A 14,450-nucleotide genomic window follows, 5' to 3' on the forward strand; every position below is an offset into this window, starting at 1 on the left:
AAGGACCGCACGATGTCACACGCTCCCCTCCGCTTCGGCCTGATCGGCACCGGACGCATCGGCCAGGTGCACGCCGCGAGCATCGCCGCCGACCCCGACGCGCAGCTCTCCTGGGTTGCCGATCCCTTCGTCGACGGCGCGCGCCGCGTCGCCGCGACGTACGGCGGCACGGCGACCGACACCCCCGACGAGGTGTTCGCCTCGGGGCAGGTCGACGCGATCCTCATCGCCTCGCCGACCCCGACGCACGTCGACCTCATCGCGCAGGCGGTGGATGCCGGCATCCCCGTGCTCTGCGAGAAGCCGATCGACCTCGACATCGCGCGGGTCGAGGCGCTGCGTCCTCGGGTCGCGTCGGCCGGGGTGCCGGTGGCGCTCGGCTTCAACCGCCGCTTCGACCCCGCGTTCGCGTCGGCCAGGGCCCGCGTCGCCGCGGGTGAGATCGGCGCTCTCGAACAGCTCACGATCATCAGCCGCGACCCTTCGGCCCCGCCCGCCGACTACGTCGCCGTGTCCGGCGGGATCTTCCGCGACATGACGATCCACGACTTCGACATGGCACGGTTCTTCCTGCCCGAGATCGTCGAGGTCTCGGCATCCGGGTCGACGACCTTCGACGCCGGCGCCGCCCAGCACGGCGACTTCGACACCGCCGTGACGACCCTGCGCGCGGCATCCGGCGCCCTCGTCACGATCGTCAACTCGCGGCACAGCGCCGTCGGCTACGACCAGCGCATCGAGGCCTTCGGCGGCACCGGGATGCTGCAGGTCGCGAACGCGCCGACCAGCCTCGTCAGCCTGTCGACCGCGGATGCCGTCGAGGCGAAGCCGCCGTACGAGCCGTTCTTCCTGGAGCGCTACGCCGCCGCCTACGCCGCGGAGCTGCACGAGTTCATCCGACTCGCCCGCGGAGAGGAGTCGACGAGTCCGACGTTCGAGGACGGGCGCGCGGCGCTGATCCTCGCCGACGCCGCGCAGCGTTCGGCGACCGAACGCGTCGTCGTGCCGGTCGACCTGCGATGAGCGCCGTCGAGCAGCCCGCCCGCTACCGGCTGGCCGCGTCGGCCGAGATGCTCTACACCGACCTCGACTTCGTCGAGCGCGTACGCCGTCTGCACGAGCGCGGCTTCGAGGTCGAGATCTGGGACTGGAGCACCAAGGACCTCCCCGCTCTCGCCGCCACCGGCGCGGTGTTCTCGTCGATGACGGGGTACCTCCGCGGCGACCTCACGACGCCCGAGGGCATCGCCGACCTCCTCGCGACGGCAGAGGAGTCGCTGCGGAAGGCGGAGGTGATCGACGCCCCCCGGCTGAACCTGCACGGCACGGGGCTGGCGCCCGGCGGCCATCCGGTGCGCCCGCAGACCGAGGTCGCCCCGCACGAGTGGGAGATCGCCGCGGATACCCTCGCGCGCCTGGCCGCGCTGGGTGCGCGCGAGGGGCGCGTGTTCACGCTGGAGAACCTGAACACCGCCGTCGACCACCCCGGGACCCCGTTCGCCCGCGCCGCCGACACGCTGCGTCTGGCGCGGGCCGTGGACTCTCCGTGGCTGCGCCTCAACCTCGACCTGTACCACGCGCAGATCGGAGAGGGGAACCTGATCGAGCTCGTGCGGGAGGCGCTGCCGTGGGTCGGCGAGATCCAGGTCGCTGATGTGCCTGGTCGCTGCGAGCCGGGCACGGGGGAGATCCGCTACGAGGCGATCGCCGCCGCGCTGCGCGACCTCGGCTACGACGGAGTGATCGGCCTCGAGGGCTGGGCGCGCACCGACACGGATGCCGCGCTCGACGCGTTCCGGAGCGCCTTCGGGGCCTGAGCCGCAGTCACGTGACAGAGAGGCCGATGCGGACACACCGCATGGGCCTCTCTGTGGTCACGCGTCGTACGTCGTGGGGCCCGTCACCTCGGGTACGGACTCCCAGGCTCCGGATGCCGTGCTCCGCAGCGCGGCATCCACGATCTCCGCCGCCGACCATGCATCGGATGCCGACGGCGCGAGCTGCCTGCCCTCGGCGACGGAGCGCAGGAACAGCGAGGCCTCGATGGTCTTCAGGTCGTCGAAGCCCATGCCGGTGCCGGCCCCGGGCTGGAAGCGCGCGAAGTCGCCGTAGTCGGGCCCGGCCATGACGGTGCGGTAGCCGGAGGCGTCGTCGGCCAACTGGAGCTCGTTCAGGCGCTGGAAGTCCCACCGCAACGAGCCCTTCGTGCCGTACACCTCGATGCGGTACTCGGCGCGGGGGCCGATCGCGACGCGGCTGGACTCCAGCACGGCGACCGCACCGGAGTCGAAGCGGGCGAGGATCGCGGCGTAGTCCTCGTTCTCGACGTCGCCGCGGGGGCCATCGTCGGCGCCCTTGCTGAAGTGGCTGGCCGCGCCGGCCGACGGCAGGGGGCGGGTGCGGATGAAGGTCTCGGTGAGCCCGCTGACGGAGCTGATCCGGCCGACGATGTACTGCGCGAGGTCGGCCCCGTGCGAGAGCAGGTCGCCGAGCACGCCGCTGCCCGCGCGATCGCGGCTGAACCGCCACGTGAGGGCGCCGTCAGGATCGGCCGAGTAGTCGGCGAGCAGGGCGACGCGCACGTTCGTGATCGTGCCGAGCGCCCCGTCGCGCACCAGGCGCCTGGCGTGCGCGATGGCGGGGGCGTGCCGGTAGTTGAAGCCCACCGAGGTCACGAGGCCCGCGTCGAGAGCGCCCTGTGCGATCTCTCGCGACTCGCCGGCGCCGCGGCCCATCGGCTTCTCGATCCAGAACGGCTTGCCGGCCTCGATCGCGGCGAGGGCGATCTCGTGGTGCAGGAAGTTCGGCGAGCAGATCGAGACCACGTCGACGTCCGGGTGGGCGATCAGCTCGCGGTAGTCGGAGACGGTCTCGCGGTAGCCGAGCACGTCGGCGGCGTGTTCGCGGCCCCCGGCATCCGGGTCTGCGGCGACCGTGAGGTCGGCGACGACGGGCAGGTCGGGGTAGTGCCTGTGCGCCTCCAGATAGGCGCGTGAGTGCAGGCGCCCCATCCATCCGACCGAGACCAGACCGACGCCGATGTGCTTCTTCGTCACCACGGGCGACTCCTTCCGTTGGACACAGCGTATACCCCGAATGGAGATGTTGACAGAATGTATTGACATTTGGACTCCACGGTGTCAGGATCGCCCTGACACCGACGTCACCAGGTGGGACGTGTCGACGTCGACAGGATCCGCATCGAAGGGAAACCGAAATGAAGAAGCGCCTCATCGGCGTTCTGGGGATCGCCGCCGCAGCCGCGCTGCTGCTGTCGGCGTGCTCTGGAACCGGACAGGAACCGACGACCGACTCGCAGGGCGGCGGCGACACCAAGTCCTCAGGGCTGAGCTACGCCGTGGTCACGCACGCAGCGCCCGGCGACGCGTTCTGGGACCGCGTCAAGTCCGGCGCGGAGAAGGCCGGAGCCGACTACGGCGCCGACGTCACCTACAACTCCGACCCTGACCCCGCGAAGCAGTCGCAGCTCATCGACAACGCGATCGCGCAGAAGGTCGACGGCATCGTCGTCTCCATGGCCAACCCCGACGGCGTCCAGGCGAGCGTCGAGCGCGCCGTCGCCGCCGGCATCCCGGTCGTGACCATCAACTCGGGCATCGAGAAGTTCAAGGAGTTCGGCGCGATCACCCATGTCGGGCAGAGCGAGTCGATCGCGGGAGCCGCTGTCGGCGAGCGCCTCAGCACGGAAGGCGCGACCAACGCCCTCTGCGTCATCCAGGAGGCGGGCAACATCGGACTCGAGGAGCGCTGCAAGGCCGCGGCCGGCGCGTTCGGCGGCACCATGGAGAACCTGCAGGTCGACGGCACGAACGATGCCGAGGTCAAGGCGACCATCAAGTCGAAGCTGCAGGCCGACCCCTCCATCGACGCCGTGCTGACCCTCGGCGGCCAGTACGCGATCGACGCGGTCGGCGCCGTCGAGGAGTCCGGCAGCGCGGCGAAGGTCGCGACCTTCGACCTGTCGGAAGACGTCGTGGCCGCAGTGGCCGACGGCAAGATCCTCTTCGCGGTCGACCAGCAGCCGTACGTGCAGGGCTTCCTCGGGGTGACCGCGCTCTACCTCAAGAGCATCAACGGCAACGACATCGGCGGTGGAGAGCCGATCTACTCCGGACCGGCGTTCGTCACGAAGGACAACGCGGCCCAGGTCGCGGAGTTCGCCAAGAAGGGCACGCGCTAACACCGGCGGAGGGGGCGGGATGACACCCGCCCCCTCGTCCGGCGAAAGGACTGAAGATGACAACGACGGACATCGTCACGGTGGGCAACAGACCGCGACTAGAACGGCGGCCGCTGCGCAATCTGCTCGTGCGGCCCGAGATGGGAGCGCTCGTCGCAGCGCTGGCGGTGATGATCTTCTTCTCCGTCTACACGAAGAGCTTCATGACCACCGCCGGAGCGGGCGTCTGGCTCGAATCCGCATCGACCTTCGGCATCATGGCCGTGGCGGTCGCCCTGCTCATGATCGGCGGGGAGTTCGACCTCTCGGCGGGTGTGCTCACCGGCTTCACCGCTCTCGTGGTCGGCATCCTGACCACCCGGTACGGGCTGAACATCTGGGTGGCCGTGCTCGTCTCGCTCGTGCTGGCCCTCGCGATCGGCGCCCTCAACGGCCTCCTCGTGATGAAGACCGGGCTGCCGAGCTTCATCATCACCCTCGGCACGTTCTTCGTCCTGGCGGGCATCGACCTCGCCGTCACGAAGCTCATCACCGGTCAGGTGGCCATCCAGGGCATGACCAAGGTGCCCTACTACGACAGCATCCAGCCCCTCTTCGGCTCGTCGATCGAGATCGGCGGTGGCACCTTCTACATCTCGGTGCTCTGGTGGTTCGTCGTCACCGCCGTCGCGACCTGGGTGCTGCTGCGCACCCGGCCGGGCAACTGGATCTTCGCGGTCGGCGGGGCGGTCACGTCATCCCGCCAGGTGGGCGTTCCCGTGCTCAAGACCAAGATCGGCCTGTTCATGGTCACGGCCGGTGCAGCGTGGCTGGTCGGCATGATCTCGCTGTTCCGCACCTCGACGGTGCAGGCGAACACGGGCGTCGGGCAGGAGTTCATCTACATCATCTGCGCGGTCGTCGGCGGCTGCCTGATGACGGGAGGCTTCGGCTCCGCGATCGGCGCGGCGCTGGGCGCCCTCATCTACGGCATGGTCTTCCAGGGCATCACGTTCGCCCAGTGGGACACGAACTGGCTGCGCACGTTCCTCGGAGCGATGCTGCTGCTGGCGGTGTTCCTGAACCACTGGGTGCGACTCAGGGCGGGAGGAGTGAAATGACCGCGGTCAGCACGACGGCGCCCGTCGTCGAGGTGCGCGACATCGGCAAGAGCTACGGTCCGGTGAACGCGCTCGCCGGAGTCAGCACGACGGTGAACGCCGGACAGGTCACGTGCGTCCTGGGGGACAACGGCGCGGGCAAGTCCACGTTCATCAAGATGCTGGCCGGGGCGCACACCCCCTCCAGCGGCGAGCTGCTCGTCGACGGGGCGCAGGTGACGTTCTCCTCGCCGAGGGCGGCGTTGGATGCCGGCATCGCCACGGTCTATCAGGACCTCGCTGTCGTGCCGCTGATGCCGGTCTGGCGCAACTTCTTCCTCGGGTCGGAGCTGACGAAGGGCTGGGGGCCGCTCCGTCGGCTCGACGTGAAGCGCATGAAGCAGATCACGTACACGGAGCTCGCCAACATGGGCATCGACCTGCGTGACGTGGATCAGCCGATCGGCACGCTGTCGGGAGGAGAGCGCCAGTGCGTCGCGATCGCCCGTGCGGTGTACTTCGGTGCGAGGGTGCTGATCCTCGACGAGCCGACCGCCGCACTGGGTGTGAAGCAGTCGGGCGTGGTGTTGAAGTACATCGCCAGGGCCCGTGACCGCGGTCTGGGCGTGGTGTTCATCACGCACAACCCGCACCACGCGTACCCCGTGGGCGATCGGTTCCTGCTGCTGAACCGCGGTACCAGCATCGGCAACTTCGAGAAGGAGGAGATCTCCCTCGCGCAGTTGACGAGCATGATGGCTGGTGGCGCGGAGCTCGATTCGCTCGCCCACGAGCTGCAGCGGGAGATCGGCGACGACTCACCGGTCGTCGAGGAGATCGTGCGCGAGGCCGAGCAGGCGTCGGAGTTGGGGAGCCCCGACGCGGAGTCGCCGTCCGGCGGCTCCACCCCTGCATCCGCCTGAGCGCGCGGAAGAGATCGGCCGGCATCGCCCCGCGATGCCGGCCGATTCCGCGTGTTCGGGGATACCGCTCGCCGAATCGATTCGATAAACTGGTCGGACCCCCGATCCACCCCCCAGTTCTGCGAGCCGCTCCCTCATGGCCACCTCTCTCACCACGGGCCGTCCGTGGCGTGTCATCCTTGCCTTCTCCATCCCGCTCCTGCTCGGCAATGTCGTCCAGCAGCTGTACCAGTTCGTCGATGCGATCGTCGTCGGCCGCCACCTCGGCGTCGGCTCCCTCGCCGCCGTCGGCGCGACCGGACCGCTGCTGTTCCTGCTGCTCGGCTTCGCGTGGGGCCTCACGAGCGGCTTCGCCATCCCCATCGCGCAGGCCTACGGCGCCGGCGACGAGGTCGCGGTGCGCCGATCTGTCGCGACCGGGGTGATCCTCACCGGCATCACGAGCGTGATACTCACGGTCGGGGCGCCCCTGATCTCGCACCCTCTCCTCGCGCTGCTGCAGACGCCGAGCGAGCTGATGGCCGAGGCCACGGTGTTCACGCAGATCAGCTTCATCGGCGCCGGCGCGACCATGTTCTTCAACTACCTGTCGGCGATCATCCGCGCGATCGGCGACTCCCGCACGCCGCTGGTCTTCCTCACGGTCTCGTGCGCCCTGAACGCGGGGCTGGTCGTGCTCATGGTCGGACCGCTTGAGTGGGGCGTGGCCGGGGCGGCGCTGGCGACGGTCGTCGCGCAGGCCGTGTCGGTGCTGCTGTGCCTGGAGTTCGTGCGCCGCCGCCTGCCTCTGCTGCACCTGCGCCGCAGCGACTGGCGCGTCACGCGCGCCGATGTGGCCGAGCACCTGCGTCTCGGACTGCCCATGGGCTTCCAGGCGTCGATCATCGCGATCGGCACCCTCACCGTGCAGGTCGCGCTCAACACCATCGGCGCCGACGCCGTCGCCGCGTACACCACGGGCGCCAGGGTCGACAGCCTCGGCGTGGCCTTCCTCTCGTCGCTCGGCCTCGCCGTCTCGATGTACACGGCGCAGAACCTCGGCGGGCGCCGTCCCGACCGCATCCGCCGCGGCGTCGTGGAGGCGACGTGGATGGCGGTGGCCGCCGGTGCGGTGATCGGCATCGTCATCATCGCCTTCGGCGTGCCGATGGTGCGGCTGTTCATCGGCGACGGCTCCGACGAGGTCGTGAGGCTCGCGCACCTCATGCTCATCGTGAACGGATGCGGCTACTGGGCGCTCGGCGTGCTGTTCGTGCTCCGCGGCGCCCTCCAGGGCCTCGGGCACACGCTCGTGCCCACCGTCACCGGCGTCATCGAGCTCGTGATGCGCGTCGCCGCCGCGGTCGCCCTCGGCGCGTGGATCGGATTCCCCGGCGTGGCGCTCAGCAACCCGCTCGCCTGGGTGGGGGCGATCGTGCTGCTCGTGCCGGCGTACATCAGCGCGCACCGCGCCCTCGGACGGATGCCGGTGAACCCCGCGGAGGCCACCGAGACGTCGGCGATCGCCATCGTCGGACCGGTCGACGGATCGATGGTGGTCGACGCCGTGGTCACGCAGCCGGTGCGCGTGGTGAAGAGGTCGCCGCTCGCCCGCCTGAAGAGGCGTTAGGCGTTTGCGCCCCGGACGTCGCCGACACTCGCGATGGTGAGCATGAAGAGGCGCTTGGTTGCCCGGGTCTGCGCGACATAGAGATCGCGGAGCCCTGCGTCGCTTTCGCCCTCGATCGCGTCGGGATCGACGATGATGACCGCGTCGAACTCCAGTCCTCGAGCGTCGGGAGCCGGCACGACCACCACTCCCTTTCCGGTGAACCTGCCGTCGAACATCCGAGCGCGCCGCGTCGCGACGACGATGCCGATCAGGTCATGAGGATGCTCGTGCTGCTGTCGAGCGACGAGATCGTCGAGAGCCGCATCCAGGTCGGTGTCGAAGACCGTGCGGAGGTTCGGGGGTTCGCCGTGGCGGATCGAGTAGGAGGGTCGTTGCGACGGGGCGATGCGAGTGAGCAAGGGCGAGGCGGACTCGAGGATCTCGGCGGTCGTCCGATAGTTGACCGTGAGGGTGTGGTGCGCGTATCGGTCGGCCACGAACGGTTCCAGCGCGTCCTCCCACCGCGCGATCGTGGTTGTCGGTCCCGCCTGCGCGAGGTCACCGACGACGGTCATCGAGCGGTTGGGGCAGCGTCGCATGAGCATCCGCCACTCCATCTCGGATAGCTGCTGGGCCTCGTCGATGACGATGTGTCCATAGGTCGTCTCGGGTAGCCCGTCCACGAGTGCGCGCGCTTCGTCCAGCGCCGCAAGATCGGCTCTGCTCCACTTGGTCCGCGCTCCCGAGCCGAGCGATGGCAGTTCGTCGCTGGAAAGCTCCGGCAGGGCGCGAGTCAGCGCATCGGGATCCGCGAGCAGCCCGCGGAGCAGCTCCTCCGCGTGGAGCGGCGGCCACACTTCGGAGATGATCCGATGGATGCCAGCGTCTTCGAGAAGGTCATCTCGAATGAGGTCCCAGTCGATGGTGGGCTCAGGGGATGACGACTCGACATCATCAGGCTCGGGGTCCCCGGGTCGGCGTGCGAACATGCGGGCGAGGTCGATCCCGACGTCCTTGAGCTCGTCCTCGAACTCCGCCGTCTCCATCGCGGTCTGGAGTTCGAGTTCGCTGACGAGGTCATCCACGACGTGTTCGAGGAACAGTTCCCGTGCGTGGTTGTGACCGACGCCACCTTGCAGGGCGCTGCGCCTAGCGGCGTCGACCCGCGATGCGTCCAGGAAGACATCGCCGTATGTCGTCGCGAGCCGCAGAGGCACCCCATGCGGCTGCCGTTCCGTCACCCGTCGTGCAAGAGCCTCTCCGAAGGTGCGGCGGCCCTTGGCGCGTGCCACCGCGTCCGGTTCTCCCATCGTCGACTCGGCCCCGACGAGATCAGCGGTCGTGGCCATCTCGACGTTGTTCTCACCGAGCGAGGGGAGCACGTCGGAGATGTAGGAGAGGAAGCGCCTGTTCGGGCCGAAGATCAGAATCCCCCGTTCAGAGAGCGCCGGAAACTCGTACAGAACGTACGCTGCTCGGTGCAGGGCGACGATCGTCTTGCCGGTGCCGGGTCCGCCGTCGACGACCATCACACCGCGATGCGCGGATCGAACGATCTCGTCCTGCTCTCGCTGCAGAGTCGATGCGGCTTCACGCATGCGACCGGTACGCGCACTGCTCAACGCCGACGCGAGGGGTCCATCACCGACCACGTCTTCCGGGGTCGGTCGCGTTCCATCGAGGATCTCATCGGTGACGTCGACGACACGGCGACCTTCGGTGCGCAGGTGGCGGCGGCGGTGGAGACCCTGGGGAGAGACCGGCGTCGCCGCATAGAAGGGGCGGGCGGCATCCGCGCGCCAGTCGACCAGAAGGATCTCGCCTGACTCAGAGCGCAACCCCACACGACCGACGTGCAGTGATGTTCCCGCGGTGCTGTCGATCCGTCCGAAGCACAGTGAGCGCTCTGCCAGCCGGAACCGCCCCATGGCTCCGTCCGTCTGTGCGAGCACGGCATCCCTCGCCAGTCGGGATTCCGGCCCATCGACCGGCGAAGCCGCGGCTCGCGCTCGCGCCGCACCGAGTCGGGACGTCTCCGCGTCCAGACGCGTGTACATCACACTGATCGCGCTCTGTTCTGATTCGACCTGTTCCCTCTTGTCGACGACCCCGTCTGCCATCAGGTTCTCCCTTCGTCCGGGATCCACCCTGGGGGGTCGGATCGGCAAAGGCAACTTTGACTTCTGCGCCCGAATTTGGCCTCCTGATCAGCAGATATGAGAGACGGGGCTAGGCGTCGCGAGGGCACAGACGTGCGGTTTCCGCAACCGTTCCCCACCGCATCGTCCGGCGGTCCGTCATCGAGGTCGGTGCGACGTGAGACCGCAGGAGTACGAAACATCATCCTTGAGACGGATGCGTTCATCCAGACACTTTCCTAATGTAGAAGGTGCGGAGATACCGCTGACGGGGGGTCGTCATGACGACATCGAGGGTGGCCAGCGATCTGGCCCAGATCATGGTCCCGATCGGAGTGGTCGGCGCGGTGCTCGCGGCGGTCTGCGCGATCGTCGCAGCCGTCGCGATCACACGCGGCGCGAGCGGTCTGAGCGGAGGCGCGGTGGGGCTCTGGATCCCCAGCGCGATGATCAGCTCCATCGCCGGATTCGCCAGCCAGTGGATGCCGCTGCTGGCCTCCGTCGCGGCGCTCGTCGGCCTGCTGGTGATCGGCGGCGTCGTGCGCGCGATCATGAACGCATCCGGCGCCGAGTGGCCGACGCGGGCGGAGAAGGCCGAGGCGACGGCCGCTGCACCGGCCGTCGTGGCTCCGGCATCCGTCGCCCCGGCGACCAGCACGATTCCGACGCTCACGCGGCCGAATCCGGTCCGCGCGGCCTGACCCTGTTCGCGCGGCTCATTCCTGTATGCGCGGCTGATACTTCTGCCGCGCGTGCAGCGAACTGCCGCGCGACTCCGAGCCGCGCGACCCGAGCGACTCCGCGGAGACTCAGCGGTAGTCGCGGTCGCGGTGCTGCCCGGTCTCGTCTCCGGACTCGACGCGTGCGGCCTCGCGGGCGCGCAGCTCGACGCGACGGATCTTGCCCGAGATGGTCTTCGGCAGCTCGGGCGCGAACTCGATGATCCGCACCCACAGGTGCGACGACAGGCGGTCGTGCGCGTAGGCGAAGATCGATCGTGCGGCCTCCGCCTCGGCTCCGGCATCCGTTCGCAGGCACACGTACGCCTTCGGCACCGCCAGGCGGGTCGGATCCGGGCTCGGCACCACCGCTGCCTCGACCACGAGGTCGTGCTCCAGCAGCACCGACTCGAGCTCGAACGGCGAGATCTTGTAGTCCGAGGCCTTGAAGACGTCGTCCGCCCTGCCGACGTAGGTGAGGTACCCGTCGGCATCCCTCGTCGCGATGTCGCCCGTGTGGTGGAACCCGCCTGCACGCGACTCCGCCGTCTTCTCCGGGTCGTCGTAGTACCCGGCCATGAGGCCGAGGGGCGGCTGCGACAGGTCGAGGGCGATCTCGCCCTCCTCGTCGGTCACGACGCCCGTCACGGGGTCGAGCAGCGCGACGGGGTAGCCGGGGAGCGGTCGTCCCATCGACCCGATCTTGATCGGCTGACCGGGGGAGTTGCCGATGCACGCCGTCATCTCGGTCTGCCCGAATCCGTCGCGGATCGTCCCTCCCCACGCGTTCCGCACGCGCTCGATGACCTCGGGATTCAGAGGTTCGCCGGCGCCGACGAGCTCACGCGGCGGGTGCGTGAGGCGTCCGAGGTCGGCCTGGATCAGCATGCGCCACACGGTCGGGGGTGCGCAGAACGTCGACACGTGGTGGGTGTCCATGACCTGCATGAGGGCGTTCGCATCGAAGCGGTCGTAGTTGTAGACGAAGACGGTGGCCTCGGCGAGGAACGGCGAGTAGAAGCTCGACCACGCGTGCTTCGCCCACCCGGGCGACGAGATGTTGAGGTGCACGTCGCCCGGCCGCACGCCCAGCCACCACATGGTCGACAGGTGGCCGATCGGGTAGGAGACGTGGGTGTGCTGCACGAGCTTGGGACGACTGGTGGTGCCGCTGGTGAAGTAGAGCAGGGCGGTGTCGGATGCCGGGGTCGGGGCATCCGGCTCGAATTCCGTCGGGGCGTCGGCGGAGTCCGCGAAGCGCTCCCACCCGGCGGGGATGCCGTCGCCGACGCCGATCCGCAGGATGTCGATGCCGTCGAGCCGCCCGGCGAGTGCGCCGAGGGTCACGACGGCGCGGGCGCGGCCGTGCTCGATGCGGTAGGCGAGGTCGGATGCCGACAGCAGCGTCGAGGTCGGGATCGACACCGCGCCGATCTTGGTGATCGCGAGCATCACCTCCCACAGCTCGATCTGGTTGCCCAGCATCACGATGACGTGATCGCCGCGGCGGATGCCGAGACCCGTGAGCCAGGCGGCGACCTGGTCGGAGCGGGCGGAGAGCTGCCCGTAGGTCCACTCCGCGAGCGACAGGTCGGCGGACACGATCTGCACGGCGGAGCGGTCGGGGTCCTCTCCCGCGACGACGTCGAACCACTCCAGCGCGAAGTTGAACTCGTCGGGGTGCGGCCAGGAGAAGCCGGCGCGTGCGGCGTCGTAGTCCGTGGCGTTCGCGAAGAGGAAGTCCCGCATCTCGCGGATCGTGTGCGTGGCTGCGGTGGCGCTGCGGCTCATTCGGTGCTCCCTTGCTTCACGTGCCGTTCCATCCTCGCGCTCTCGGGCCCTGCGCGCGAGTGCGGGCCGGGCATCCGTCGACCGCGCGGCTACCGGGCGAGCAGTCCGCTGCCGTCGCGGAGCTCGAACACCAGCTGGGTCTCGGTGCCCCGCACGACGGGGTGGATCGTGATGTGCTCCAGCACGATGTCCCGCAGTGCCGTCGCATCCTGCACGGCGACGTGCACGAGGAAGTCGTCGACCCCGGCGACGTGGAAGACCTGCAGCACGCGGGGGATGCCGACGAGCGCATCGAACAGCGCGGTGACCTTGGGGCCGGTGTGGTTCGCGAGGCGCACCTTGATGATCGCCTGCAGCGGGAAGCCCAGGGCGGCCTCGTCGACGCGGATGCGGGTGTCGCGGATGACGCCGCGCTCGCGCAGCGCCCGCACGCGGTGCGCGCACGTCGACTCGGCGAGACCCAGACGGGTGGCGAGCGCCTTGTTCGTGACCTCGGCATCGGCGGTGAGGGCGGCGAGCAGCTCGAGGTCGAGCTCGTCGAGTTGCGGATTCGCCAAGATGGCTCCTCTTCTAAGGTCGCTTTCGGCACAGAATAGCGAATACAGCGGAAGAACTGGCGGATGCTGTCGAATCCCTGCGCCCGGATTGGGATTCGGGCAACGTGGAGACATGACTGCACCGTTGCATCCCGACACCGTCGCCGTCCACAGCGGCCGCTCCGACCTCGAGGGTCTCGGGGTCCACGCGCTGCCGATCGACCTCTCCACGACGAACCCGCTGCCCGACATCGAGCGCGGAGGGGACTCGTACGAGGCGATGGCCACGGGCGGACGTCCTCCCGCCGACGGCAGCATGGTCTACGCCCGCCTGTGGAACCCCACGGTCGCGCGCTTCGAGGAGGCGCTCGCCGAGCTCGAGCACGCCGAGGCCGCGGTCGCGTTCGCCTCGGGCATGGCGGCGATGACCGCGGTGATCCTCGCGCACGGCCCCGCGACGGGCATGCGCCACGTCGTCGCGGTGCGCCCGTTGTACGGCGGAACCGATCACCTGCTGGGCTCCGGGCTGCTCGGCGTCGAGACCACGTACTGCCACCCCGACGAGGTCGCCGCCGCGATCCGGCCCGACACGGGGCTCGTCGTGGTCGAGACCCCCGCGAACCCCACTCTCGACATCGCGGACATCTCCGACGTCGTGCGTCAGGCCGGCGGGGTTCCGGTCGTGGTCGACAACACGTTCGCGACCCCCGTGCTGCAGAACCCGATCGACCTCGGTGCGGCGATGTCGCTGCACAGCGCCACGAAGTACCTGGGCGGTCATGGAGACGTGATCGCGGGCGTCGTCGCGTGCAGCGAGGAGACCGCCGAGGCGCTGCGCCGCGTGCGCGCCGTCACGGGAGGCCTGCTGCATCCGCTCGGCGCGTACCTGCTGCACCGCGGACTCACGACCCTGCCGGTGCGGATGCGCGCGCAGCAGGAGAGCGCCCGCCGCATCGTGCAGTGGCTGATCGATCGGCCCGAGATCGCCGAGGTGTTCTACCCGGGGTTGGACGGCGATCCGCGCGGCATCCTCGGGCGGCAGATGCGCGGCACCGGCGCGATGATCGCGATGCGGATGCGGGGCGGCTTCGCCGCGGCATCCGCCATCACCACGGCGACCGAGCTGTTCACGCATGCGGTCTCGCTCGGAGGAGTCGACTCGCTCATTCAGCATCCGGCGGCCCTCACGCACCGCCCGGTTCCGCCCGAGGCCCGGCCGGGTGCCGACGTGCTGCGCCTCAGCATCGGACTGGAGAACGTCGACGACCTGATCGCCGACCTCGCCACCGCGTTCGCCGCCCTCCCGCAGCACGCCCCCGAGCTGCACGCCGCACGCTGACCCCCACCCTCACCCCGAGGGTGGCGTCGAGATCCCGTGCACTCGTCGAGTGCACGGGATCTGCGCGTGAAGATCTCGTGCGTTGGAGTGGATGCCGTGCACTCGCGCGGCGCTCTGCCACGAAGGGGAGGGC

General features: G+C 69.4%; 12 protein-coding genes. 8 read left to right on the forward strand and 4 right to left on the reverse strand.

The genetic code is table 11. From position 1 onward, the window contains the following. The first annotated feature begins 12 nt into the window (after positions 1–12). Both iolG and ACFVRO_RS04675 read left to right on the forward strand, forming a co-directional pair. Positions 13–1,023, forward strand: coding sequence for an inositol 2-dehydrogenase (gene iolG, locus ACFVRO_RS04670; RefSeq protein ID WP_386949776.1), 1,011 nt, complete (start codon positions 13–15; stop codon positions 1,021–1,023). Further along, positions 1,020–1,817, forward strand: a complete 798-nt coding sequence (locus tag ACFVRO_RS04675) for a TIM barrel protein (RefSeq protein WP_386949778.1) — start codon at positions 1,020–1,022, stop codon at positions 1,815–1,817. The genes iolG and ACFVRO_RS04675 overlap by 4 nt, the downstream gene beginning before the upstream one ends. Before the next feature lie 57 nt (positions 1,818–1,874). On the opposite strand, the gene ACFVRO_RS04680 is transcribed toward ACFVRO_RS04675, so the two are convergent. Then, on the reverse strand, positions 1,875–3,059 hold the full coding sequence (locus ACFVRO_RS04680; RefSeq protein WP_386949782.1) for a Gfo/Idh/MocA family protein: 1,185 nt from the start codon (positions 3,057–3,059) through the stop codon (positions 1,875–1,877). A gap of 158 nt (positions 3,060–3,217) precedes the next feature. Here ACFVRO_RS04680 and ACFVRO_RS04685 point away from each other — a divergent pair, with 158 nt between their 5' ends. The 4 genes from ACFVRO_RS04685 to ACFVRO_RS04700 all read left to right on the forward strand — a co-directional run bounded on the left by ACFVRO_RS04685 (position 3,218) and on the right by ACFVRO_RS04700 (position 7,812). Next, on the forward strand, positions 3,218–4,201 hold the full coding sequence (locus tag ACFVRO_RS04685) for a sugar ABC transporter substrate-binding protein (RefSeq protein ID WP_341940900.1): 984 nt from the start codon (positions 3,218–3,220) through the stop codon (positions 4,199–4,201). Positions 4,202–4,257: 56 nt separating this feature from the next. After that, entirely contained in the window at positions 4,258–5,301 is a 1,044-nt protein-coding gene (locus tag ACFVRO_RS04690) for an ABC transporter permease (protein WP_223585560.1), read from the forward strand. Further along, positions 5,298–6,203, forward strand: a complete 906-nt coding sequence (locus tag ACFVRO_RS04695; RefSeq protein WP_386949785.1) for an ATP-binding cassette domain-containing protein — start codon at positions 5,298–5,300, stop codon at positions 6,201–6,203. Before ACFVRO_RS04690 ends, ACFVRO_RS04695 begins: the two co-directional genes overlap by 4 nt. Positions 6,204–6,339: 136 nt before the next feature. Continuing rightward, complete coding sequence (locus ACFVRO_RS04700; RefSeq protein WP_386949787.1) at positions 6,340–7,812, forward strand: MATE family efflux transporter; 1,473 nt, start codon at positions 6,340–6,342, stop codon at positions 7,810–7,812. On the opposite strand, the gene ACFVRO_RS04705 is transcribed toward ACFVRO_RS04700, so the two are convergent. After that, complete coding sequence (locus ACFVRO_RS04705; protein ID WP_386949790.1) at positions 7,809–9,914, reverse strand: HelD family protein; 2,106 nt, start codon at positions 9,912–9,914, stop codon at positions 7,809–7,811. The two genes, ACFVRO_RS04700 and ACFVRO_RS04705, sit on opposite strands and share 4 nt — an antisense overlap. Positions 9,915–10,213: 299 nt before the next feature. On the opposite strand from ACFVRO_RS04705, the gene ACFVRO_RS04710 reads away from it, so the two are divergent. After that, the gene (locus ACFVRO_RS04710) at positions 10,214–10,633 is read left to right on the forward strand and encodes a hypothetical protein (protein WP_386949792.1); all 420 of its coding nucleotides are present in this window, start codon (positions 10,214–10,216) and stop codon (positions 10,631–10,633) included. 108 nt (positions 10,634–10,741) lie between these two features. On the opposite strand, the gene ACFVRO_RS04715 is transcribed toward ACFVRO_RS04710, so the two are convergent. Beyond that, positions 10,742–12,442, reverse strand: a complete 1,701-nt coding sequence (locus ACFVRO_RS04715; protein WP_386949795.1) for an AMP-binding protein — start codon at positions 12,440–12,442, stop codon at positions 10,742–10,744. Between the two features lie 89 nt (positions 12,443–12,531). Then, the gene (locus tag ACFVRO_RS04720; protein ID WP_386949799.1) at positions 12,532–12,999 is read right to left on the reverse strand and encodes an Lrp/AsnC family transcriptional regulator; all 468 of its coding nucleotides are present in this window, start codon (positions 12,997–12,999) and stop codon (positions 12,532–12,534) included. 112 nt (positions 13,000–13,111) lie between these two features. Here ACFVRO_RS04720 and ACFVRO_RS04725 point away from each other — a divergent pair, with 112 nt between their 5' ends. Continuing rightward, a complete protein-coding gene (locus ACFVRO_RS04725; protein WP_386949802.1) occupies positions 13,112–14,317 on the forward strand; it encodes a trans-sulfuration enzyme family protein in 1,206 nt (401 codons plus the stop codon). Positions 14,318–14,450 lie beyond the last annotated feature (133 nt).

Origin of the sequence: Microbacterium sp. NPDC057944 (assembly GCF_042887445.1) — a bacterium.
Classification (GTDB): Bacteria; Actinomycetota; Actinomycetes; order Actinomycetales; family Microbacteriaceae; genus Microbacterium; species Microbacterium natoriense.

What these genes read in the sequence shown, in the direction of transcription:
- ACFVRO_RS04725 (WP_386949802.1), top strand. Translation starts at nt 13,112, where the DNA reads ATGACTGCACCGTTGCATCCCGACACCGTCGCCGTCCACAGCGGCCGC.
- iolG (WP_386949776.1), top strand. Translation starts at nt 13, where the DNA reads ATGTCACACGCTCCCCTCCGCTTCGGCCTGATCGGCACCGGACGCATC.
- ACFVRO_RS04700 (WP_386949787.1), top strand. Translation starts at nt 6,340, where the DNA reads ATGGCCACCTCTCTCACCACGGGCCGTCCGTGGCGTGTCATCCTTGCC.
- ACFVRO_RS04675 (WP_386949778.1), top strand. Translation starts at nt 1,020, where the DNA reads ATGAGCGCCGTCGAGCAGCCCGCCCGCTACCGGCTGGCCGCGTCGGCC.
- ACFVRO_RS04695 (WP_386949785.1), top strand. Translation starts at nt 5,298, where the DNA reads ATGACCGCGGTCAGCACGACGGCGCCCGTCGTCGAGGTGCGCGACATC.
- ACFVRO_RS04705 (WP_386949790.1), bottom strand. Translation starts at nt 9,914, where the DNA reads ATGGCAGACGGGGTCGTCGACAAGAGGGAACAGGTCGAATCAGAACAG.
- ACFVRO_RS04710 (WP_386949792.1), top strand. Translation starts at nt 10,214, where the DNA reads ATGACGACATCGAGGGTGGCCAGCGATCTGGCCCAGATCATGGTCCCG.
- ACFVRO_RS04715 (WP_386949795.1), bottom strand. Translation starts at nt 12,442, where the DNA reads ATGAGCCGCAGCGCCACCGCAGCCACGCACACGATCCGCGAGATGCGG.
- ACFVRO_RS04685 (WP_341940900.1), top strand. Translation starts at nt 3,218, where the DNA reads ATGAAGAAGCGCCTCATCGGCGTTCTGGGGATCGCCGCCGCAGCCGCG.
- ACFVRO_RS04690 (WP_223585560.1), top strand. Translation starts at nt 4,258, where the DNA reads ATGACAACGACGGACATCGTCACGGTGGGCAACAGACCGCGACTAGAA.